This window comes from Vibrio sp. B181a, from assembly GCF_030248375.1.
GTDB lineage: Bacteria > Pseudomonadota > Gammaproteobacteria > Enterobacterales > Vibrionaceae > Vibrio > Vibrio campbellii.
In genome coordinates, this window is sequence record NZ_JAHGAD010000045.1 from 114,036 (window position 1) to 137,258 (window position 23,223).

General features: G+C 43.8%; 17 protein-coding genes. 1 reads left to right on the plus strand and 16 read right to left on the minus strand.

Translation table 11 applies throughout. The annotated features are described in order from the left end of the window. Window positions 1-41 precede the first annotated feature (41 nt). The 16 genes from tssH to tagH all read right to left on the minus strand — a co-directional run bounded on the left by tssH (window position 42) and on the right by tagH (window position 20,742). Window positions 42-2,606: a type VI secretion system ATPase TssH gene (gene tssH, locus KIO97_RS19595; protein ID WP_285383739.1), complete on the minus strand. Its 2,565-nt coding sequence runs from the start codon at window positions 2,604-2,606 to the stop codon at window positions 42-44. 10 nt (window positions 2,607-2,616) lie between these two features. Further along, the gene (gene tssG / locus KIO97_RS19600) at window positions 2,617-3,579 is read right to left on the minus strand and encodes a type VI secretion system baseplate subunit TssG (protein ID WP_285383740.1); all 963 of its coding nucleotides are present in this window, start codon (window positions 3,577-3,579) and stop codon (window positions 2,617-2,619) included. Further along, window positions 3,576-5,399: a type VI secretion system baseplate subunit TssF gene (gene tssF, locus KIO97_RS19605; RefSeq protein ID WP_285383741.1), complete on the minus strand. Its 1,824-nt coding sequence runs from the start codon at window positions 5,397-5,399 to the stop codon at window positions 3,576-3,578. The genes tssG and tssF overlap by 4 nt, the downstream gene beginning before the upstream one ends. Further along, the gene (gene tssE / locus KIO97_RS19610; protein WP_005426975.1) at window positions 5,396-5,860 is read right to left on the minus strand and encodes a type VI secretion system baseplate subunit TssE; all 465 of its coding nucleotides are present in this window, start codon (window positions 5,858-5,860) and stop codon (window positions 5,396-5,398) included. Before tssE ends, tssF begins: the two co-directional genes overlap by 4 nt. A gap of 8 nt (window positions 5,861-5,868) precedes the next feature. Next, complete coding sequence (locus KIO97_RS19615; protein WP_285383742.1) at window positions 5,869-6,666, minus strand: type VI secretion system accessory protein TagJ; 798 nt, start codon at window positions 6,664-6,666, stop codon at window positions 5,869-5,871. A 9-nt stretch (window positions 6,667-6,675) separates the two neighbouring features. Further along, window positions 6,676-8,187, minus strand: a complete 1,512-nt coding sequence (tssC, locus tag KIO97_RS19620; protein ID WP_285383743.1) for a type VI secretion system contractile sheath large subunit — start codon at window positions 8,185-8,187, stop codon at window positions 6,676-6,678. Between the two features lie 81 nt (window positions 8,188-8,268). Continuing rightward, window positions 8,269-9,762 (minus strand): type VI secretion system contractile sheath large subunit, encoded by a 1,494-nt coding sequence (gene tssC / locus KIO97_RS19625; protein WP_005426776.1) that lies wholly within the window; start codon window positions 9,760-9,762, stop codon window positions 8,269-8,271. Beyond that, window positions 9,762-10,292, minus strand: a complete 531-nt coding sequence (gene tssB / locus KIO97_RS19630; protein ID WP_005426987.1) for a type VI secretion system contractile sheath small subunit — start codon at window positions 10,290-10,292, stop codon at window positions 9,762-9,764. The genes tssC (KIO97_RS19625) and tssB overlap by 1 nt, the downstream gene beginning before the upstream one ends. 15 nt (window positions 10,293-10,307) lie before the next feature. Then, window positions 10,308-11,447, minus strand: coding sequence for a type VI secretion system protein TssA (tssA, locus tag KIO97_RS19635; RefSeq protein WP_285383744.1), 1,140 nt, complete (start codon window positions 11,445-11,447; stop codon window positions 10,308-10,310). Next, the gene (locus KIO97_RS19640; RefSeq protein ID WP_285383745.1) at window positions 11,440-12,234 is read right to left on the minus strand and encodes a PP2C family serine/threonine-protein phosphatase; all 795 of its coding nucleotides are present in this window, start codon (window positions 12,232-12,234) and stop codon (window positions 11,440-11,442) included. The genes tssA and KIO97_RS19640 overlap by 8 nt, the downstream gene beginning before the upstream one ends. Window positions 12,235-12,244: 10 nt before the next feature. Next, window positions 12,245-12,940, minus strand: coding sequence for a type VI secretion system-associated protein TagF (gene tagF, locus KIO97_RS19645; RefSeq protein WP_285383746.1), 696 nt, complete (start codon window positions 12,938-12,940; stop codon window positions 12,245-12,247). Beyond that, on the minus strand, window positions 12,922-16,440 hold the full coding sequence (gene tssM / locus KIO97_RS19650) for a type VI secretion system membrane subunit TssM (protein ID WP_285383747.1): 3,519 nt from the start codon (window positions 16,438-16,440) through the stop codon (window positions 12,922-12,924). The genes tagF and tssM overlap by 19 nt, the downstream gene beginning before the upstream one ends. A gap of 14 nt (window positions 16,441-16,454) precedes the next feature. Further along, window positions 16,455-17,747 carry a type VI secretion system protein TssL, long form gene (tssL, locus tag KIO97_RS19655; RefSeq protein WP_285383748.1) on the minus strand — a complete coding sequence of 431 codons (1,293 nt, stop codon included), beginning with the start codon at window positions 17,745-17,747 and terminating at the stop codon, window positions 16,455-16,457. A 14-nt stretch (window positions 17,748-17,761) separates the two neighbouring features. After that, entirely contained in the window at window positions 17,762-19,087 is a 1,326-nt protein-coding gene (gene tssK / locus KIO97_RS19660) for a type VI secretion system baseplate subunit TssK (RefSeq protein WP_285383749.1), read from the minus strand. A gap of 20 nt (window positions 19,088-19,107) precedes the next feature. Beyond that, a complete protein-coding gene (gene tssJ / locus KIO97_RS19665; protein ID WP_285383750.1) occupies window positions 19,108-19,563 on the minus strand; it encodes a type VI secretion system lipoprotein TssJ in 456 nt (151 codons plus the stop codon). A 9-nt stretch (window positions 19,564-19,572) separates the two neighbouring features. Further along, entirely contained in the window at window positions 19,573-20,742 is a 1,170-nt protein-coding gene (gene tagH, locus KIO97_RS19670; RefSeq protein WP_285383751.1) for a type VI secretion system-associated FHA domain protein TagH, read from the minus strand. Between the two features lie 318 nt (window positions 20,743-21,060). Here tagH and KIO97_RS19675 point away from each other — a divergent pair, with 318 nt between their 5' ends. After that, window positions 21,061-23,205, plus strand: coding sequence for a serine/threonine-protein kinase (locus KIO97_RS19675; protein WP_285383752.1), 2,145 nt, complete (start codon window positions 21,061-21,063; stop codon window positions 23,203-23,205). The last annotated feature ends 18 nt before the right edge of the window (window positions 23,206-23,223 follow it).

The following is a 23,223-nucleotide window of genomic DNA, read 5'->3' on the forward strand; positions in this document are numbered from 1 at the left end:
TATGAAGCGACTCTCAAATAATTTTTACTTTAGAAAAACTGTTAAATAAGTGAGACACTCAATGATTTAACAGAACCTTCAACATTAATTATTTCAAATGTCTTATCATTAAGAATAGCGTTCAATATTTCATGAGAAACTTTCGGTAATAGCGTATTTTCAATGGTTGTTTGCACGACTCTTGCCCCGCTCCCAGACTCGTTACTGCTATCAACAATGTCGGTTACAAGGTCGTCACTGAAATGAAGTTCAGCCGAATAGTGTTTGTCGATCCTGTCTGACACTTTTTTCAGCTTGAGGCGTGTAATTTGGGCAAGTAATTCCTTATCCAAAGGCACATACGGAAGGACATTCACTCTTCCCAAAAACGCGGGCTTAAAGTCGTTTAGTAAGTCATCGTGTAGTGCTTCTTTTAGTGTACTTGGATCAGGAGCAAGTTCTGGGTCATCGAACAGTGACATGGTGGTATCCGTCCCCGTATTCGCTGTCATGATGATAATCGTATTTTTGAAATCGATATCTCTGCCTTCCCCGTCCTTAATTATGCCTTTATCAAAGACTTGGTAGAAAATGTCTTGAACTCCTGGGTGCGCTTTTTCCATTTCATCCAGCAGTATTACACTATATGGCTTACGTCTGACGGCTTCGGTTAATACACCACCTTCACCATAACCCACGTAACCAGGAGGAGAACCTAACAACAATGAGACCTTATGTTCTTCTTTGAACTCCGACATGTTGATTGTCGTAACGTTGTCCTCACTACCATACACTTTTTCCGCAATCGCTAACGCAGATTCCGTTTTACCCACACCACTTGGACCAGTTAATAAAAACACTCCGTTTGGCTTGGATTCATCAGTCAATTGCGCACTCGCCGTTTTGATCACCTCAGACATGATTTCTAGCGCGTGGTCTTGGCCAACAACCCTCTCGATTAAACTCTCTTTTAGGTTTAGAACAGCTTTTATTTCATCATCTTGCAGTTTGCCTAGTGGAATCCCAGTCCAATCTGATATCACTTCAGCAATCAAAGCCTCGCTAACATGGGAAAACACTAAAGGCTGCGCACTCGCGTTTAAGTCGCTTTCGATTCCCATTAATTTTTTCTTATCTTCACTTAATGGTTCTAGAGCAATTTTTTCGCGTAACGCTATCGCTTGTTCAACCCACGCTTGTTCTTTGTTCCATTGCAACTCCAAGTCAGAGACCTGAGTAGATAACTCATCAATATCTCGTCTTATGCGCTGGACTGATTCAGTATTCTCCGAGCCAAATTGAAACTCTTTCTCAAGCTGCTTTAACTCGTCTTGTTTAAGTTGAACAGATTTCCTTTTGCTATCGAGCAACCCCGGAATGGCATTTTGGCTCAAGGCTACGCGGGAACATGCGGTATCTAAAACGGAAACGGCTTTGTCTGGCAACTGCCTTCCATTTATGTAACGCGAGGAGAGCTGTACAGCGGCTTCTAAAGCATCGCTGGTGATGTAAACACCATGGTGTTCAGCCATAACACTCAGTAGTCCACGTAACATGTTTACGGCAACCGCTGGCGTTGGCTCTTCCACTTTGACGACTTGAAATCGTCTTGTCAGGGCTGCGTCTTTCTCAAAGTATTTTTTGTATTCCGCCCAGGTCGTTGCTGCTATTGTTCGCAGCTCACCTCTTGCCAGAGCGGGTTTGAGAATGTTCGCAGCATCACCTTGACCGGCTTGCCCGCCACCACCAATCAAACCATGCGCTTCATCAATGAAAAGGATGATTGGCGTGGAAGACTCGTTAACCTCTTTAATTACGTTTTTTAACCGATTTTCGAATTCGCCTTTCATGCCCGCTCCTGCCTGAAGCAGAGCCATATCAAGAGACTTAATTGAAACGCCTTCTAGCGCTGGAGGGACATCTCCGTCGACGATCTTTTGAGCCAGTCCTTCGACAACCGCTGTTTTACCGACCCCAGCTTCACCCGTCAGTATTGGGTTGTTTTGACGCCTTCTAAGCAAAATATCAATCATTAGACGGATTTCATTCTCTCGTCCAACCACTGGATCAATCTTCCCTGCCTTTGCTTGTTCAGTGAGATCCACGGTGAACTGATCCAACGCCGCGTTCGACCCTTTAGTTCCAGTAACGCCAGCTTGATGTGGCGAATTCGCCTCTGATAATCCAAGGAGTGCACCTGCCTCTACTTTGTCTAGCTCTGTGCTGACTTGCTTCATCACGTTCGCCAAGCTTTCATCTGACAAATAAGCACTTAGCAGATGGATACAATCAAGATCCGTTGCTTGAAACTCAATCGTCGAGACCATCATGGCGTTTTGCATCACCGAAACTGTATGTGCTGAAAGTCCCGGAACTGACTCACAACCTGTTTTATACTTTTCTAATTGAGATAGTAGCTGTGATTCAACTACCTGCGCGTCGACATTAAATTTATCGAAAACTTCAGCATAGATTTGATTGGGATTTTGGACAATGGTGAGTAACCAATGCGTCATTTCAATACTATGGTGGGTACGCGAACTGGCCATAGCGGCAGCTTGCTCAAGTGTTTCTCGTGCAACAGGTGATAACCTTTCGACCAACGCTGAAAGTGAGAGTAAAGCCATTTTGATTCCCTTAAATGGTAATTGTTATTTTTCGATCTTTGGTTCGTTTATGTTTTGCCAAAACGGTTCCTATCCCTAATTGACCAGAACCTTTAACAAGACGAACTAGAGGTAAATGTTTATGACGTGTCGTGAGCTTCCAATTAATGCGCTTATGCTTACCAACAAAGTCCTGCACAACTGACTTTATGGTTGCTAAGCTCGATTTATTTGGCAGTAATTGCTCAACTTGTAATGTGTTCGTCGGAAACAGCTCAATGGTAATTCCTGCATTGATATTCCAAGCCTTGGCACCGATAGAAGCTCCTCGCCCCAATTGGGCAAACTGCCCTTCAGGCGATGAGCCCCCAGCTAGCTTCGTTTGTTCATCTTGCGATACACTCATCCACTGCCCCTGAAGCTCGTGTAACTTAGCATCACAGCCTGTGAGGTGCTCAATTAAGTCTTTTAGCGCACCTTTACCGCGACCTTTCTGCGCAAACAATCCTGCATAGTAATTGTTCAGCCGCTTTTCATGCCCAGTTACCGCTTCAAGACTGCTCAATAGAGGTGCTCGATTGCCCTTATTGTGATCACGTGCCTGCACCGCAAATTGACTCAACTGCCAACTTCGGTAGTACAGTGACAGCAAGCGATGATTGAAAATATTATAAAAATCAACCATTGCACCATCACCGGCTTTTTCACGACCGATGGCCAATTCACTGTAGTAGCTTGGTAAAACGCCTTGCTCACCCGTTAATCCAAGCAAGTTCGTTTCTAGGAAAACTTTATGTTCAGAAAGTGTCGCATTAACCAGTTGTGCATTCTCATAACCCAATGAGGCGTTTACTTTTAACTCAAGTTTCTCTTTCTTGGGTAACTCATCCGAGCCTAGTTGAGCTTGTGAACGAAGTAACGCTTGCTCGATTAGGTGAATCGCTTCGAACAACGGTCGCTTTTTCAGCTGAATTAAGAACTCTTCTGGTTTCATAACAAAGCTTTGTTTCCAATCAGTGCTGGCCACCGATGAAATAACTGGCCTGTCGATTTAAGTTTTACTTCTAACTGCGTAAAAATGTTTACTTCCGCAAACTGAGAGAAGTACACCGACAAGACGCAACCTAAAAGGAAGACTTGCTCTTTAGATATCATTTGATCAGAAACTGTCAATATGAGCTTTACACCATGAGCAAATCCAACTTTACCTTTTTCGTTGACCCTTCCCGTTGTTTGCTGATACTCGAAATTTACCAGAGCATCGATCAGCGATTTCGTTTCCGCAGTACCCGTAAACGCATACAAGTTGAGTAATTGCTTGAGCGTAGAGAGTCCGTCCTCATCGGCAAAATGAGTCAGGGTAAGCAGTTTGGTTAGTTGCCAGCGCGTGCTCTCATCCATTTCCGGCCTCACCGTCTCAGACAATGAAACAAGGCATCGAAGCTCAGCAAAATTGTCATTAACACTCGGTAGCGAGACCTCTGGCAGGCCGCCACCAAAAGGCAGTTTCTGCGGTAAGTTTCGATTGCAACATTCCGCCTGTACGTACATCAGCCAGTTTTCACGACTTTCAGGAGCAAATAGGCGGTGCTTTTTATCCACGAATGAAATGTAGCTTTCTCGGCCCGGTTCATCGAACCCACCTGCCCAATTCTTATCCTCTCGCCTCATGACCCAAAAAATCTCGCTTTTGTTCATGTAATGGGTGTGTTCACCGGCAAAATAACTGGGCAAGTTCTCGTATGTTTTATTCCAATTTCTAAGCGTGACGTTCGAAATAGACACCACTTCGTTACTCTCTGCTTCTTGGTATTGTGGAGACAGTTGGTATTCGTACTCGGCTGGATCAAGTCGCTTTGGCTCCATTGTGGTTTTGAACAGATTGATGATGGGAACACAACCTAATAACACACTGTCTTTGTCAACTTGCTTTGGGAGCCAGTCATCATTGCAGTCAAAGTAGAAGTTGAGTTCCAACTCCTCGTTAATACCTAACTTTTCGAGATTTAAGTCAACGACATCAAAGAACATAAACTTCTCGGGGAAATGTAAATATTCCACCAACATCCTCGAAGAAGAAAAGCTTCGCTTGCTGTAGGGCACGACTTGTTGACTATCGATAAAACCGACAGCTTGGCGGTGACGTGGAGTGTACGAAGCCTGCTCACAACCATTCACCGAGACAGAGATCCCGATTAGGCTTTGGAACAATAGCTGATATAACCGCTGAGTAAGCTGTGCTTGGCCATTGAGGTAGAATCTGAGCGTCTCGACGCCCATCTCACTTAATGCAGACTCACTATCATTAGCCTTGATCTTTACCTTAAGTACAGATTTAGACGAACGCTCCCAAGGAGAACCAATCGGCTGTATCGGGGCATTTTCAAAGGTTCCTGCCGATATATCGAAGGGATACATTCTTGTCTCATAACACGTTCTGAATTCACATTCTTTGTAACCCGGGGCGCCAACCATCACCTTTTCCCCCTGAGAAACATCAAAGGGAGCAGAGGTCGACTCATTACATTTCATTTTAATGATCGACATCGAAGGGATTGGCGCATGAAAATCCGGATGCAACTGCCCCATCAAAGATTCCGTAAACTGCGGATAACTGTTATCGAGACTTTGACGTATGCGAGCTGTCATGAAAGCGCAGCCTTCAAGAAGCCTCTCCACATGAGGGTCATCGACTTGCTCTTCGCTGATCCCCAATCGAGAAGCAATTTTGGGGTACTGCTCGCCAAACTCTTGCCCTTTATGGCGTAAGTAAGCTAACTCTCGGTTGTAATACTTAAGAAACTCGTCACTCATTTCATTCTGCTCAACTTCATGCCTAAACTTACGGGTTCTACTTCTGAGTTAAATGTTACTTCGTGTGTGTTATTGCCAATCAGACAAGTCGCGCTGATCTTTAGTCTCAAGGTTCTGTCTACTGCGCTCTTTTCATCTAGAATGCTAACGTTCGGGCTTTCTAGGCGAGGTTCAAACTCTAAAATCGCATCACGAACGATCTCACACAGTTGATCTTGCCCCTGCTTGCTGCTGTATGGCATAGACGAAAAGTCAGGTAATCCATAATTTAAAATTGAGGACTTTACTTCTCTGAGATCATCCGAAATTTCCGTCCAACCGATACGGCTGTTCAGCATGGACTCCAAATCTCTTAGAAGATTGTCGACCAATGCTTGCTGACCCAACGGAAAATCCTTGTCTTCTCTAAGATGTGGATCGTTATCGATAAGCTTGTCGAGTAAAGAAGCGACCAATGGCATAAAAACCTCTATGCCAATGCCTTGCTTTCTGACAAGGTGTTCAGCTCAAAGATAGGCAGTGCTTTATCACCGACAAGCCAACATTTTTGACCTAGGCCGACAAACAGTTCATTTTCACCTAATTGCCTCCAATCTGTTTCTCGGCCAAGTTTTTGCGCGTCGGTAACGGAATCAATGTAAGTCAGAGGCATATGCCCCTCACCTTCACCCAAGCCTTCAATGTCAAACTCAACAGGTCGCCAGACGTGTTCAAGCATCGAGCTCGCTTGTTTTATGTCTAGCTGCTTAATGTTTTTGATCGGCACCAGAAAGTAGTTACCTGCCGTCGAGAAAAGTTCGATGTATCCGGATAAACGATCGTCAATATCTCTCACATCCTCAAACTCTCGCGTTCCTTGTAGGAAACGCTTTTGCTCTCGCATATTTTCCAGTGACTGAGCGAGTTCATAGCCATGGTCAAATTCTTCATTTTTGATGGCTAAATTAAGGTCTACAACAAGCTCGTTGGCCTGCTGATCAAATTCAATAAACTGTGCAGTGGCAGCCCCACCAGTAAAGTCTTTTCGCGCTTGTGCCGCTTTCACCATATGGCGTAATTGACTCGCACCAGATAAATATTCAGGGAACAATTTTATCGACTGTATGAGCTGATCGTCAGCACGTTCAAAATCACCGTCAACACACAACAGTTCAATAAAACAACTGCGTAACCCTGCATCTTTTGGTGAAGCTTTAATGTCTTCGATAATCAGTGTTATAGCCTGTTGTAAGTTGCCCTCAGAAAGCGCATTTTTCCATGTTTTCATTGTCTTCCCTTACACCACTTTTTCTGGTGATAATTCCGTAATAAGTTTGACTGCCGACACCATCTGGTCGAGTTGAAAATGAGGCCGTAAATGAACCACCGAATAATAGTGTCCGGGGGAGTCACGTTTTTCTTTAACGCTGATGTTTGCCTCATTTAAAGGGTATTTTGCCCTCAGTTCATCCGAAGCTTCGTCAGAGGCTGTTGTGTATTGATGAAGCCACTTTTGGAAGTCTCGTTGGATTGAATCTGCATCTTGATAACCACCGATTTTGTCTCGTCCCATGACCTTTATGTAATGGGCTATTCGTGAAACACAAAGCGTGTATTGCAGCATCGAGGTCAACTTGGCGTTCATAGTGATATGCTGCTCTTCGAACTGTCTTGGCTTATAAATGGACACGCTGGACGTCATCCCTACCATGTAGGTTTCTGCAACCGGTGACATGGTGATAAATCCACAATCCGATATTTCTTTTTCTTTGCGCTCTGAAACTTTTAAGTTCAAAGGACTTCTATCGCGGGTATTTTTGCTAGTGAAATGCACTGAACTTCGCGTGGGCGCTAAAATTGTTCCTTGTGTGTAATCGCCTTGCTTAACGCCCCTCATGTGAGTAAACCAGCCATGTTCTTGATATGTGCGAATTGCAATCGCAGCGAAACAAAAAGCGGCACTTCCCCACTGCAATTCGCGCTCAGAATCATTGATAGCCTCTTCGAAATCAAACCCTTCTATACGAGAACCGTCTCTGGTATAAGGCAAGCGAAACAACACGTTTGGTGCAGCAATACCGATGAATTTCGCATCTTCCGATTCTCGTAACTTTTGCCATGTTATGTACTCAACTTGTTCAAACTGAGCGCCAATATCTGTGGTCGATGACAGCTCTGAAAATCGATTAACACCAAACACACTTGGCTGCGCAGACAGAACGAATGGACTGAATGCCGCTGCCGCAGTTTGCGCAACCTTACTTAACACCGTTAAATCTCGATCAAAGTGATTTTTCGCTGGGTCATGTCTTAGTTCGTAATCACCGATCACCACCCCAAAAGGCTCACCGCCCGGCATGCCATATTCATTCTGATACAACAATTTAAACAGCGCAGATTGATCAAACTCGATGGCTTTCAGTGCGTCTTTGCTGACCTCATCCCATGTTGCCGAAAGAACTTTTATCTTCACAGGCTCACTAGATTGGCTGGCAGTTTGCTCACACAGATAGCGAACACCTAACCATGATTTTTCCAATGCTTGAAACACTTGATGATGAATAATCTCATTCAATTGCTCTTCCAATATTTGGTCAATCTGATCGATTGCCATCAACACGCTATATCGAAAATCATCAACAGTTGAACTTTTTGTTCCTTCTAGCCAAATTTTTGCCGAATGTATTGAATCTACTGACTCGACAAACTGGGTAACCCAGTGACTATCAAGTTCCGCACACCCAAGTGGACTGAACTCGTGTTTCAGTTCACTTGGGTCTAAGAAATTCAATGTCATATCGTTAGCCATTCCAAATCGTCACTTTTAATACTCAATCTCTATTCCCAAGCGTGGGAGGAGTGGTTGACACAAAGGCCAACCACCTATTACTTAACCACCCGATTGAGGGATCTTTGCGACCAAGCGTAATGACGTGGTCAACTCTTCCATTTGGAGCCAAGGCTTCAACCATGCCACAGCATTGTAGGAACCTGGCGCACCCGGAATTTCTTTCACCTGAACACGAGCATCAGCAAGCGGGTATTTCGCACGGATTTCTTGACCACCACCTTCTGAGGCATTCACGTAGCTTAAGATCCAACGGTTTAGCCACGACTCCACGTCTTCAGCTTCCATAAAGCTACCAATCTTATCGCGTGCCATAACCTTCAAGTAATGAGCAAAACGTGACGTTGCCATCATGTAAGGTAAGCGTGCTGAAATGGCCGCATTCGCAGTCGCATCAGGAGAATCGTGATTGGCTGGTTTTTGGCAGGTTTGTGCCCCAAAGAAAACCGCGTAGTTGGTATTCTTATAGTGGCACAAAGGAAGGAAACCAAGTTTACCTAGTTCCGCTTCACGTCGGTCCGTAATGCCAATTTCTGTCGGGCATTTCATATCTGGGTCGCCGTCATCGCTCATGAAGAAGTGCGTCGGTAGGTTATCTACTCGGCCACCACCTTCTGCGCCACGAATAGCGGTGCAGAAGCCATATTTCGAGAATGCATCGGTAAGCTTAGCGCCCAGCACATAAGAAGAGTTCATCCAACAGTAATCATTATGTTCAGCATTCGTTGCTATACCCGACACTGAGTCAACGTCAAACTCTTCAAAGCCAAACTCTTCCACCGGCGAAGTTGCTTGTCCATAAGGCAAACGCGCCAGTACTTTAGGCATGGTCAAGCTTACAAAACGAGAATCTGCGCTTTCACGGAAAGAACGCCATTGAGCATATTCCAGTGATTCGAAAACTTTGTCCAAATCGCGAGGTTTAGAAAGCTCTGTCCACTCATCAAAACCAAACAGTGCAGGTGAAGCCGCAGATAAGAATGGAGAGAAACCAGACGCGGCCACATTAGACATTAAGCGAAGTGATTCAATGTCTTCTGGGTGGTTAGTAAATTCATAATCACCAATCAGTGCACCATAAGGCTCACCACCGGCACTGCCGAACTCCGACTCATAAACTTTTTTGAAGATCTGGCTTTGGTCAAACTCAACCGCTTTACTCAAATCTTTATGAAGCTCTTTCTTCGTCATGCTGATCATGCGAATTTTCAGTGTCGAACTGGTATCTGAGTTCATGACTAAGTAGTTCAAACCACGCCAAGAACCTTCAAGTTTTTGCAGTTCTGGATGGTGCATGACTTCAGACAGCTGTTCAGAAATCTGACGATCGAGTAAGTTGATCGCTTCACGGAAAGTCACGGTTAGGTTCTTATTCCACGAGACCGTGCCTTTCATTGCTTCTTCAGTTAACGTCTTAATCAGCTCTTCAGCACGTGAAGCTTCTGTTTGCTTAGTTGCGCCAATCGCTTGCTCTAGGAAAGAAGAAGTCTGCTCACCAACGGTAGGATCAAGCTGCTTTTCAATTTGCGTTGTCATCACTTCACCCCCTCTGGATTGTCCGTCGGGTGAGCATCACCTAGTTTCAGCTCGCCTGCTAGCTTGGTTAAGTTATCCGTGTTGTTTAAGACATCTTCAAGGATATTTTCCAACTCTTCTGAACGATCCACCTTGGTCATTAGATCACGTAGCTTATTGCGTGTTTCCATTAACTGGCGCAGTGGGTCAACTTGATTAACGATCGCTGCTGGCTCGAAGTCTTGCATCGACTTGAAGCTCAGATCAACTTCAAATTGAGAGTCATCTTTCGCGAGTTTGTTGGCTACCTTAAACTTCACTGACGGGTTCATTTTCTTAAGAACGTCATCGAAGTTATCCCTGTCGATCTGAATAAAGCGACGGTCTTTGAGTGGCTTCAGCGCTTCCGTATTTTGTCCTGCGAAATCGCCCATTACACCAACAACAAAAGGAAGCTCTTTTTTCAGCGTTGTTCCTTCAGTTTCAACATCATAGGTAATGTGAACACGAGGCTTCCTTACTCGTGACAGTTTCGAGTGGATACTCGTCATACCGTTCTCCCTTTCTTAATTTTCATTTTGTTCTGCTATGCCAACTAAACGGAAATAGCTTCTCTTTGCATCTCCGTCGGAGATCAATTCCGCCAGTAATTCCGGCAGAGGCATTCCACACCAACGAATGATTTGTTCGATGGAGTAAGAAACTGGTGAATGAGGCTCACTTTCTCTAAAGAAGTCTGCCACCTTTTGTAACTGCTCAATCGCCTGTTCACGCGATTGCATGTTTGTCATCAATAAAGCGCCGTTTTGGTTCTGTACCGTTGGTGCTTCCTCATCCTCAGTCGGTTCGAGCTGGATAACTTCAGTCACCTCAGATGGAGCTTGAAAACGAACGCCCAACAGATGCTTTAATGCCGAATGTATTGAATCTAGTTTCTTGGAGATGTATGAGCTCGGTGTAACGTCCCCAACCGCATCATCAAGCTTTTGACTAAATTGGCTAAACGCAGCCATCGCAAACTCAAGGTCAGAGATAAGTTCACGATAGAACTCATCAGATGTAGATTTCACCGTGTCGTTAATCTTGGACATTTCAACAGCACCTTGCTCAACCTTGTAGCGGCGCTTGTCTTCATCAAGTCTCTCTAACTCAATCGCTTGTTGATATTCCCAAAAGGCGTACGGTTGCTCTACACCTATGTCAGTCAGGGGAATAGATGCTAAAGGAAAAATCAACGTACCTTCACTATCGATGCCATTTAGGCCAATAATGGAAGAGATTCGCGTTTCCATACCGTCTTCATCAGGCATTGGATACAGTTGTTCCCAAAAATTGTCGATGAAGTTTGAGGCAATTTCATAGCCAACTCCCATGCCACGAAATCCATAAAGACGCGTGAGGGCTTCAATTAACCATGCAACAAATTCTAAGTCTTTTGATTGGCGAGAAAGAATATCCGGAACCTCGTCAATAAAGACACGCCACAAGTTAGTGTGCGTTAATATGCTCTCTTCTTCGATAATCGCATTGCGCTCAGCATTGCGTGCCGCCATTCGACTGTCTTTTAAACGGTAGTATGCTGATTGAGGTGACACGTCTTCACGCGGATCTACACCTGTTGGGCGCTCTTCTGATACTGGCAATAGAACCGGAGCCAACCAATCGAATACCCTGCTAGAGTCAGATACATTTTTTGAATCAACCATTCGCCTTGCTCCTCAAGAATACTGGGATCGTGGCATCGTCTTGTGTTCGTCCGACTAGCTCGCTTCTCTCACAACAGGCTTTGATCAAAGCACACGTGACATTGTCACTCGCACCTCTCACTAATGCAGAATGCATCAAAGCTAAGCCCGCCTGATTAACCGAGTCTGCATAAAGTGTCTTGTACATCTCATCGTTGGTGAGTTCTTTTGATAGTCCATCACTGCACAAAAGAAATTGGTCACCGTCTGCAAGCTGGCCTGATACTTGGTCTATCGTGACTATTTCGTCCACACCAATCGCTCGTGTAATGACATTAGCCAGTGGATGTGACTCTGCATCCTCAAAAGCCAATAGACCTTGCTCAACCAAATCCATGACTTGACTGTGATCTCTGGTTTTTTGGGAGAAGCGACCTTCTCTGAGTTGATAGATGCGGCTGTCTCCTACCCATAAACAATGGAAGTAGCCATCTTGCATAAACAATAAGACAAGAGTCGTGCCCATGGTTTTGCCCTCTAAGTGGGCTTGTGCGTAATCAAAAATCTCTTTGTTTGCTTGCTGGACAACCGTTCTTAGTTCATCGATGTTCGTCGTTTTGCTGTCTTTGATATGGCGAGCGATACGATCCACTAACATCTGACTCGCAATATCCCCCGCACTGTGTCCACCCATTCCATCCGCTACAACCCAAAGCCCAGCTTCAGACATCTCAAGCAAGGCATCTTCGTTATAAGGTCGCACTTTGCCTGGGTGCGTCTTAGCAAAAGTAAAGTAATTCCAATTCATTCTTCGCTTCCTACCAGTTCCACTTTTGCCACTTGCCGTCTAGCATTGCGGAATATTGTCCTATCGAGGGCAAGCCAGATGTCACCAACATGCACGGTTCGATGTTGTCCGAACCGTCTGTCCACCAAAAGCAAGGCGCTTTGTAGTCCTTACCAATCATTCGATTCAAGAGGCTGTTCACTGATAGCTGCGACGAACGCTGATAAATGACGGACAGTTCACTTTCATAAACCATCGTTGGAACTTGGCTTACGCCTACTTCTTCGGTTGGTAGATTGTCAGAGTCTGTCAGCTCTTGTGCCCATGCATCGAAAACAAATTCATCACTCAATACGGCAACTGCAAGGTTTTGGCTATGCTGTGTCCAGTCACTCTGTTGCCAGTAGTTCACCGCAGGTCCCTGTACTGCGCGCGCCACCGTAAAAAAGAAATAGCGACCTGACGAATCCACGCTCGGAATGACACTGCCGATATAAGTGGCGTCTTCCATATAAGAAACATCAAGCGCAAAATGCCAGATAGGAGCAGTCAAAAAATAATCACTCCAGCTTTCCCCCAGTTGCTCACGGCTAACGGCAATCACTGCTTGCTGCCAGTCGTGCCAACGACCAGTAAATTCTTGGGACAAACCGTCTTTAACGAAATCCCCTTTAGCCGGCATTTTCCCTATGTATCCCCAAGAAGAAGTTAAAGCGTTTGTGGACATCGGAACCTCTCCATTTCATTTGACCAGAATGGATTTACCGTGCTCGAAGGGATCAGCTCCAGCTGAACTTTATTACCATTGAGATCAATCATCACGATGTTGTCTTTTCGTGACTCCGGACGCGCTTTAAGCGATTGGTCTAGCAATCTAAAGATGCCCCATTCACCTTCATATGTATGAGCAATTTCTCGCTTTGATTCCGGCGGCGTAAATACGATTCGAGTTTGATCTTGACCTGCTGGCCAACTCAGCGATTTAGCACGTGCTGGGCCATGTTTATAAACGAGGTCTTGTTCACCTAGCTCCAATACAAAGCGAGTTATGTGTTGGTCTAAATAGACTGGCTTCATTCCAAACTCGACTCTCAGCGAATTATCAGATTCAAAGAAGGTTTGTCTAATGCGCTTTGCTTGTTGAAACACCGCTAATGTTTCCGGCCTCACACCAATTTCTTTCTCAAGTTTCCAGCGTCTAGAGGAGGTGTCCACAAATGGTTCGAGATACTCTTTAAAGAAAGAGTCCATCGTTCCGCCATAGCCGAAGAAACGTTTAAAATCTTTAAGTCGCACTTCCTTGGCCGCATTTGAAACAAAAGGATAACGTCCCGCGATAGAGCGACGATACGGTTTTACGACCTGCGTTTGCCAAAGCTGGTTTAGGTGATCTTTAGAACCACTCTCAGCAAATTTCACTGACTCTTGAGACAGCTCACCTAACCATTGATTAAATGGCTTTGGTAGCAACTCTCGCGCCCGCTCAAAAGAGGCAGCTACATCTTGGGTAACCGTTCCATCTAGAATGCTCTTGTAAGCAATTTTTTGATTGTTCCCTGAGCTTGATAGATCAGACAAGTAAGAACGCAGATTAACCATTGCTTGCTGAATGTCGTCAAAATCTTGCTCATCCAAACGTAGAATTTCAGTAAAGTGTTGCTCCACTTCTTTCCCGGGCAAGGCTACGTTAAATGCACTTTCTTCAGGTAAATACAGATCGAGCTTGTCAGCCGTGTTTGAAAACTTCACCTTGGCTACATTTCCCGCAACTTCAGAAGCGGCTTTTTGGTTTTCTGATAAAACCACTTTCGTTAAGCCCACTTCTTTTTGAATCGCACGCAGTAGTGATTCAATTGGCCTTTCGACACCAGAGAGCACCCTCGCCTGAGCGGAAGCCAACTCTAAACTTGGCGCCTGTTTAAGCTGGATGTCTTCAATCAGGTTTTTCCACTCATTGATATAATCCTGGTAATAGCGCTCTTGTACACCTCGAATAGCGCTTGCATGGTCAATTTCATGCGCTTTTAAATCATCCCCATATACCCAGTTTTCCTCCATCAAACTTTTTACCGTGCGGTTAATTTGAATTTGAAAAATGCTATGGAATCCGTTGTAAGTGTAAAAACCGGAAATACCTTGCGATAGTGGCTTACCACTGTTTCGTTCGAACTGCTCTAAACTCTTCGGTCCCAGAACGTCAGTCAACCTAAATGAAGGCACATGACTTTTCGCAAACTGCAACTTCATACGTTGGTAAGCACGCTCCGGCAAAGACATTTGTGTTAAGACTTCTCGAGCCTTCGCTACCGATGATTCGTCGTAAGAAAGCCCTCGCTCATTGCTGTCCAGCAAGTTTCGAGTGTGCGTCATTAAGCGCTCTCTTAGCATCTCATTAAGTACACCTGGGTAATGACGTTGATAGTAGAAACCAAACCAACTCAGAACTTCCTCTTGCTGATATTTATTTGGGTTAAACAGCATCAAATAAGTTTTGAGTGTTTCGTATAGATATTGACGATGCTCTTGGTTTCCTTCCATTTCAGAGACAAGACTCTGAAGCACCATTGGGGCAAAGTGCTTATTTAACGCAGAGGTATAAGCATTGTTCGCCGCTTGAGAGACCTTATCCCCTTGATACAGGCCAAACTTTTTGATCGCCGTTTCGTCTTCATAGTCGCTTTGTTTACCGAGCGGTAACATCATGATGCGATCAAGCGTTTCTATTGCACTGATAATATCTGAATCAAAGTCCAAGCTATCCGCGCCTATCATTGCGTTGATATGGTCAGTCTGATTATTGGTTTGACTAATAAGGTTCACGTTCCACTGGTAACTGGTGAACCAAACGCCCGTGGCACCTGCCAGTGCTACTGCACATCCGATATAAACGCCTCGATGAAGCCAACTAGACTGTTTTTGATAATGACGATTCACCGTACCAAGCAATTGCTCTTTGAAAATCACTCGATCAAATAGGTTTTTGACAAAGTAACTATCAGAACTTCGACTGTTCATTGATAGCCCAAGCTTGCCAAGTCCCAACCCACTTGTAGATTCATTCATTAAACGGCTAACAGGGATCCCTTCTTGAACCGAACTCACCATAAACACACCACGGATGAGAGTCGGTTCTTCAAAGCTGTTTTGAGCGAAAATATCGGTTAGAAACTCGTCTAAGTTTGCCTGTAGTACACGCAGCTGTTTCGGAAACTCGAAGATAAGCGCACGCTTATCAAGATCATCTTCAGTTTCAAGGATCCTCAACATTCGAGCATCAAGACGTTCTAATAGGTGATGAAACTCTTTATTAAAAAGAGAAATAACGCCTTTCTCATCCTCGCAATCTTGAGGGAACATAAAACCAAAGAGATCGTCTCGTTCTTCTTTACTTAAGTCAGAAAAAAACTCATTAAACCCCGCGACGAGATCCATCTTAGTGAGTAGTACGTAGATTGGAAATTGCATGCCTAATTGATTTTTCAACTCTTGTAAACGAGCCTTAATTGCTCTTGCGTGCAAGCTGCGCTCAGTGCGAGTCTGCGACATCATGCTGGCCAAACTCACCGTCACAATAGCGCCATTGATTGGTCTCTGAGTTCGGTATTTTTTAAGTAGTCCAAGGAACCCATGCCAAGCCTTTGAGTCGACCTTTTCCTGACTGTCTTGCGTGGTGTAGCGCCCAGCAGTATCAATTAACACCGCTTTGTTCGCGAACCACCAATCGCAATGTCGAGTGCCACCAACCCCAGCGACCGAATCTGTGCCCATTGACTCAGCCAAAGGAAATTCCAAGCCAGACTGCTTGAGAACCGTTGTTTTACCCGTACCAGGAGGACCAATCAAAACGTACCAAGGCAATTCATAAAGGCTGCGTTTTCCTTTATGCGTTTTAGTCACGACTTTAATTGCCTTTTCAATCCTTTCTTGCAAGACATTGATTTCAGAGGCGGCTTCTTTATCCGATTGAGAGTCAACTTCTAACAAAGTCTGAATACTCTCGTCTTCTTTTACTTTTTGCTTGTGTTGTTTCGTAAGATTGAAGATCCCCCAAACGAAAACCAACACCAAAATACTGACGAGACGTTGAAAATCCGTCTTTAAAGGTTCATAACCTGCAACGGTAATTAGTGGCCCAACAGCCCATATAAAGATTGAACAAGCTGCAACACCAACTAAGCCAATAAACCAGCGTTGAGTAAAGATTTTGCCTACTTCTCGGATACTCATTTATCTCACTTTCCTTAGTTCGCAACCATTAGATCAATTTCGATTCGGCGATTAATCGCTCGGTTCTCATCGCTAGTGTTCTCGACCAACGGCCTCGCGTCCCCTAACCCCTCAGGCAATACACGCCCTTCTAAAGCGCTATTCGCGATTAACTGCTCAGACATCGCGGTAGCTCTTGCCAGAGAGAGGTGCCAGTTAGAAGGATATTTGCTGGTAAAAATTGGCTTGTCGTCGGTATGTCCTGCGACCAAGATTTTCCCTTCTGTCGCCTCTAAGGTTCGAGCCAATTTGGATATCACGGGTTGAATGTACTCAACAACCTCGGCACTTCCAGACTCAAAGAGATCTTGAGCTTTGATGGAGATTCGAACTCGGTCTGGAAGTGCATCGACCGTGACTAAACCTTTACTTATTTCTGTCGCTAGATACATGGAAACACGTTCAGCAATATCGGTAACTTGAGAATCAGTTTGAGCCGTTGACTCGACTTGTGCCGGAGCGATCAAGTTGATTAAGTTGGTAAAGGTTTGGTTGGAGGCTTTGTTGAGGTCATAACTAAAGTACATAAAAATACACACCAACAAAGCAAGTGTGACCGAGCAAACAACCCATAAAGGCGCTCGTTCGGAGATTTGCGCACCATTAAGAAGACGGGCTTCAACATTATCATTCAAGCCTTGTTGCAGACCTCGGCCATGATTCTTGAGCGTCACCATCACCTGCTTTCTCAAACGACGATGCGCTTCGAGTCCGTTCTTCTCTAATCGATATTGACCGACAAAGCCCAAGGACAAGCAGACATACATTAATTCAAGAAGATCTAAATGAGACTCAGGAGAAGACATACATTTCTCAAGGTGTTGATAAAATGCCTCACCACCTTGGCTGCTAGAATAAAACGACGTTAGTAATGAATCGTGGCTCCAAGCAGATTGGCTACCCCAATTTGTATTCAATACCGCTTCATCAATAGCACAACACAAACAGTAACGTGCCGTATCTATCGTTTCTAAGTTAATGTTTTTCTGACGTAGTCGATTCTCGTAATCTCTTAATTTCTGCGCTAACGTTTCTTTTAAAAAGAACACATCAGAGTGCGTCGCCGTTGCTCTTATCTGACCAATGATAGAAATGATGCCATTGGCTTCCGCCAGTATTGGGTTGGTACCAAAGGCGACTACCGTGTCATTGTTCACAACCTCGGTGCTTTTTGAAATTACCACTGTGCTGTCTGCCGATTGTGGCTGAGATACTTTGGCGCTTACTGGCCTTCCGCCTGGCGTTGGCTTAATAATTGTCTGTTCCATAGTGACGTCACCCGTTATTGGTTAATGCTCCAAAGCTCAATATCTGCATTTGGAAATTGGCCAGATAACTGTAGAGCGATGCCTCCACTCTCTTTTAGCCGGTTCCAGAAAGGTCCTTTTTTGATGACTTCAAAATAGACGTACCCGGTTTGATAAGGAATCTGCCTCGGAACGACATTGAGCGGCGCAACATTGATGCCATTGATCTGGTTGTTAATGAGGTCACGAATTTGTTCTGCTGGCCCAAACTTAAGTTGCGCTGGTACCAATCGTCTAATCTCTTCGGTGCTCGTATCAGCTTTAACAGCCAATACGAACTGACTGGAATCAAGTAGTCGCTTGTCTGGCAATGGTGTGACATATATACCGAGTTGGCGAGCTTCTAACGGTAACTTATTAGCAGTCTGGTCGAGTACAACGCTTAAGTATTGGCTTAACACTTGGTTAAGTTCCTGAACAACAGGAGTGAGGTTTATATGATCATAATCAGACAACTCAGGGGTACGCTTCGTTTTGCTAGAAAATGTTGAGAGTTCGCCGACGTAGCCCTTCAATAAAGTAATAAGCTCGAGCGGATGAATTTGATCTAATTTTCCTAGGTGCTTAAGAACCACCTCATATCGGTTTAGCATTTGTAGCATGATGAAATCCACCGCTGATGCAGAAGCCATCTTTCCTTGAAGCAGGCGTTGAGAGACGACATCAGCACGAATCTTAGTCATTGCAGAGACGTTTTTAAGACAGCTCATCATAGCTTGATCATTAAGCGCATTTAGGTTTGGTGGCGTGAATTCATCATCCAAGATAACAACACCTTCACTTGTTACCTCTTTAATTTTTAGAATGGGCAATTCAACAAAACCAGAAAGCTTTTCATTGTTCGCTTTCAACGCCATGTTCAATGATGCGACTTGAATACACTCTTCGTCTTGACCTGTCTGAACATCAATAACATCAATATCTTTCAACAAATATCGCGACACCAAGCCTTCGCTAACATCAGCGACCATTTTCTCTTTTAAGCTCTTCGCCGGCACGGTTAACTTAACGAGCGTGTCTTGCGTACCTTTTTCAATGCTCAAAGGGCTGAGCTCATCGTTCGTACTCTGTAGTTGGACGACCGTCATATCAGGCAGAATTGCGTCTACACTCTCAACTTCCACCAGCCCTTCTTTAAGGCTGTTTGAGTTAACACGGACTTTGTAAACGCCCCAATTATAGGGGTGTTGAAAGCGATTTAGCCCCTTGAATTCTTGTTCTATCGCACGTTCGCTTTGTTGAAAATGTTGAGGACGTAAAAACATCCCCTCACACCATGCTGTGCGGGAGTAATGTGTCATGGTTTTATCGCCAATCAAGATTAGTTAACGAACAAAGACAAATCGTCTAGTTGAATTTGGTAGGTGTTGTACCCGGTTTGATCAACCTTAATCACCTGTCGCCAATTTGAGTTTTCTATATCTCGAAAAGCCGCAACTAAGCCGAGATATTTCGTTTTAGCAGACATACTTGCTTGATAAACCTCTTCTTGGCCTGGCGTTAGCGATATCTCATACTTGTTAACTAAATCTGGCCCCAAAACCGTGTCGTAGTTTTCATATATTGAAAAGAAATCTTGGCTTTCAAACACCGTCGAAGAAGTGAGCTCAAACACATAAATCACGACTGGGGAGGGTCTGCCATTTGAATCAGGGTTGATGTTGTGTTTTGCAGCTAGCTCTAAATCAGCGTAAGGGGCAACCACAAGGTTTGCAGCGGAGCAGCCCGCAAGTAGTGCAGTTAAAAATAGAACTAGAGTTTTCATTGTCGCTTTCATCATCATCCCTTAAATTTTAGCTTTTAGCGCGCTTTCATAATGCTTTGCAAAATCTTCTAAATAAAATGGCGATTCTTTATTTATAACTTCATCTGTCAATTGATGATGAATACCTTCAAACTTCTTCCAACTGCATGCATATTTTCTCGCCGGTATTAATTTATTTAAGACACTATCATTGGACATCACATCAGAATAAATCGTTGCTGGCTCTACTAATGACATAACACTTGATACAGTACCCTCGACACCTTTCATTAAGGCACGCTCATGATTTTCAATATCAAAGAATGCCTCTTTTATCGCAATATCAGCTCGCATAAAACTTGCCGACTGGCGATTATATAAATTATGAATTGCGTCTTCTAAATTAGCAGAGAACTTTAACGGGTTATTTTCAGATTTTCTAAATGCCGTATGATTCAAACGATTATTTTGTTTAAACTCGGCACGATTGTGTAATGTTTCCATTAAGCCTAATAGCATCAGGGAAAACGATTGACCTAACTGCTCAAACCATTGCTCACTGCCTTCATCCGGGACCATATTTGGGTTGATACCCAAACCTCTAATAAAAGCCTGTACGTTTTGCTCATCGAACTCATGTGAGATTGGAGTATGGGAAGGCAGCTTTTCTTCTTCTCGGTCATCTTGAGAGTGGGATGTAGGTGCATCTAAAAAGTCATCCATGAGACCGATATCTAGTTGAAACTCGGAAGAAACGCTCTCTTTTAATAGATCTGAGGCATTCAAACCAAAGTTGTCGTGAGCCAAGTTTTCAATAGCAACTTTCTCACCTACTTCATTGATTTTATTAGCCTCATTTAAAGAATCGTCAATGCAACGCTCTTCAAGGTTAACTTGAATTTGATAATCGCCGAGGGTCACTACATCACCATGATTCAGTGCTAATTCATTTCCTTGACCAACAGGGCTGACTGCGTTGTTTACAAAAGTGCCATTAGTGGAGAGATCTTTAATCAAGTATTTGTCACCAAACTTGATCAGCTCTCCATGCTTACCTGAAATGACTCTTTCAGGGTCTGGCAACGTCCAATCGCACTGTTCTGAGCGACCAAAACTGACTTTCTCATGCTCGCCTGTCGCGTCAAAAACGAATTCGTTGTCTATCTCTGGTGTGAACTTATGAAAGCTCGTAATGGTTAAAACCAACGTCATGTAAACCTCGCCAAAGGAACTGCTTAATATATAAATTTAGTTCTTAATAGTTAGGCGACATCTTATTAACACTTAAGTTAATAATGCCCAATCAAATAATAATTAGATTTCACGAACGGAATAATGAATTAAATTTGTAGCAAAGCAATCGAGGATTATTACCCAGAACAAAATATACAACGAGGTTCAAATTTTTGACGCTAAATTTTTCATTCGTCAAAAAACCGATGTTAGCTTTACCGAGAAATCAACATTTCACTATTTTTCATTAGTTGAACAGGTATATATTCACACCATCATTTTATATGGAGCCTCGTGATGGACGACCAAAGTAAAAACAATTCTATAAATAAAGATTCGAATGGCGATAAAACAAAAATTGTAAAGACTCAAAAAAGAGAAAATACAAACGACAAGATGGGCAATATAAATAATGAAGGCTCCGCCCCAAATAATAATGAGACAAATACAAAAGTGTCTCATAATCAAAACACCATCCCGCCAGCGGGTAATCCCCACTCTGACTTCGAGAACCACACTCACAAAAAGCGTCCTGATTCTTTACTCGGAGAGACAATCAAAAACCGTTATGAAATCGAGTCTTTAATTGGTCATGGTGGTTTGTGTGACGTTTTTTTAGCGAAAGACAAGATCCTCGAATCATCCGGTTCCGATACTCCATATGTCGCACTTAAAGTTCTCCAGAAAGAGTATGCCTCGCAGCCAGAGACCGCACGCATGCTGATTCGCGAAGCACAACAAACTCAGAAGTTAAGCCACTCGAATATTATCCGCGTTTACGACTTCGGTGTTGATGGTGACATTTATTTCCTTGTTATGGAGTACGTTGATGGTGAAACATTGGAAAGCCTAATTCAACGTTCTCGACCGGACGGGCTTAGATACAACGCTGCCCTATCGATTCTTAATCAAACCTTGGACGCATTGTCGTATGCGCATTCACTCGGCGTCGTTCATGCCGATTTAAAACCTGCCAACGTCATCCTCACGTCTGAGGGAAAAGTGAAGCTGTTAGATTTTGGTGTATCGAAAACTCAGCAATTAAAACATGACCAATACGCAGCTAAACGGAAGTCTCAAGATACAGACACACTTGGCTATACACCAAATTATGCGTCACTAGACATTTTGTCGGGTAAAGAGCCTAAATTCAGTGACGACCTTTTTGCCTTCTTCTGCATTACTTTTGAACTTTTAAGCTGCAAGCATCCCTATGGTCGAACTCCTGCCGATGAAGCGTTGAAAAAAGGTATTAGAGTGAGGAAGCCAACCAATTTACCTTTCTCAAAGTGGCGTCTATTCGCTAATGCTTTTGCAACAGGAACCGTACCTCAAAGCTTGAACTGTGTTGATATAAAAATACGACTCAATAGAAACCGTTGGCCTTTGTACTCTGGTATTGCTGCAAGTGTCGCTTTATTGGCTGGACTTGGCATGTTCTATCAACAGCAGCAGGATACGATCTCCAAACTAAACCTAGCACTGGCAGAGAAAGACCAAACCATCGAATTGGCCGAACAGTTACTCAATACATTACCAGAAGACACAAAAGCGTTAATAGACAACAAGCAAGGCCTACACCCTGTGATTGAGGCAGGTTTTTTACGTCTTTATAAGCCTCATCTCCTGGGCGAGTTTGAATCGAAAATCGATGATGTACTGAATTCCGATGTCACCACTTACCCAAATTACGATCAAATTGAATCCATCTTGCAACAGGCAAAAGTTTACTACCCGGACTCACATAAGATTGAAGTGTTGGCACTGGATATTCAATCAAGTAAGCACTCAACGCTTCTATCGATTGCACGTCAGATAAACAGCCACTTAGAAAAATCCGTTTATGCTCAAGTTGAAGACGAGAAGTCGATTTATGATCTTAAGAATGAGCTGCATGAGATCCACCAAGACTACCCGTTCACACCAAGCTCTCTTGCCAGTGAAGTTTTTGGACAACACCTAAATGAAGCCCTTCAGTTAAGAGATGCCGCCGCTTTAGTGACCTTGATTAAGGTGGGCAATACATTCTTTGCTGAATCCGAAGAACACCAAGAAAACTTGGCTTTCAGCAATGCCATGAAAGATGCCGTGCTCGAAATGAAACTGTACGAAACAGCCAAAGAGAGTACTAACCCTCTAGCTTTTCCGTCTGATGCAGCAAGACTTCTCTACCAAGAAGAATTTGAAGGGTTGCACTACCGATTAAAACAAGCTCGTACGACGGTTAACCTAGATAAGCTGGTGAAAGATATTGACGCGTTCGCTGAAAACTTCCCACCTGGCTTTCAAGATATCAACGATCTACGATTTCAGACTGCAGATAAGTACCTTCAGTTTTCCGATATCTTGTTAAACAAACGTAAATCTAAGAGTGCACGTAGAGCGATGAAGAAAGCCAATGAGCTTTTAAAACGCGTAGAAACGGAAGCTGAACAGAGTTAACGCCTACAAAAGTTGATA

Bases quoted from the DNA above. Each gene is read 5' to 3' on its own strand.
- tssH (WP_285383739.1), bottom strand. From the start codon at position 2,606: ATGGCTTTACTCTCACTTTCAGCGTTGGTCGAAAGGTTATCACCTGTT.
- tssG (WP_285383740.1), bottom strand. From the start codon at position 3,579: ATGAAACCAGAAGAGTTCTTAATTCAGCTGAAAAAGCGACCGTTGTTC.
- tssF (WP_285383741.1), bottom strand. From the start codon at position 5,399: ATGAGTGACGAGTTTCTTAAGTATTACAACCGAGAGTTAGCTTACTTA.
- tssE (WP_005426975.1), bottom strand. From the start codon at position 5,860: ATGCCATTGGTCGCTTCTTTACTCGACAAGCTTATCGATAACGATCCA.
- KIO97_RS19615 (WP_285383742.1), bottom strand. From the start codon at position 6,666: ATGAAAACATGGAAAAATGCGCTTTCTGAGGGCAACTTACAACAGGCT.
- tssC (WP_285383743.1), bottom strand. From the start codon at position 8,187: ATGGCTAACGATATGACATTGAATTTCTTAGACCCAAGTGAACTGAAA.
- tssC (WP_005426776.1), bottom strand. From the start codon at position 9,762: ATGACAACGCAAATTGAAAAGCAGCTTGATCCTACCGTTGGTGAGCAG.
- tssB (WP_005426987.1), bottom strand. From the start codon at position 10,292: ATGACGAGTATCCACTCGAAACTGTCACGAGTAAGGAAGCCTCGTGTT.
- tssA (WP_285383744.1), bottom strand. From the start codon at position 11,447: ATGGTTGATTCAAAAAATGTATCTGACTCTAGCAGGGTATTCGATTGG.
- KIO97_RS19640 (WP_285383745.1), bottom strand. From the start codon at position 12,234: ATGAATTGGAATTACTTTACTTTTGCTAAGACGCACCCAGGCAAAGTG.
- tagF (WP_285383746.1), bottom strand. From the start codon at position 12,940: ATGTCCACAAACGCTTTAACTTCTTCTTGGGGATACATAGGGAAAATG.
- tssM (WP_285383747.1), bottom strand. From the start codon at position 16,440: ATGAGTATCCGAGAAGTAGGCAAAATCTTTACTCAACGCTGGTTTATT.
- tssL (WP_285383748.1), bottom strand. From the start codon at position 17,747: ATGGAACAGACAATTATTAAGCCAACGCCAGGCGGAAGGCCAGTAAGC.
- tssK (WP_285383749.1), bottom strand. From the start codon at position 19,087: ATGACACATTACTCCCGCACAGCATGGTGTGAGGGGATGTTTTTACGT.
- tssJ (WP_285383750.1), bottom strand. From the start codon at position 19,563: ATGAAAGCGACAATGAAAACTCTAGTTCTATTTTTAACTGCACTACTT.
- tagH (WP_285383751.1), bottom strand. From the start codon at position 20,742: ATGACGTTGGTTTTAACCATTACGAGCTTTCATAAGTTCACACCAGAG.
- KIO97_RS19675 (WP_285383752.1), top strand. From the start codon at position 21,061: ATGGACGACCAAAGTAAAAACAATTCTATAAATAAAGATTCGAATGGC.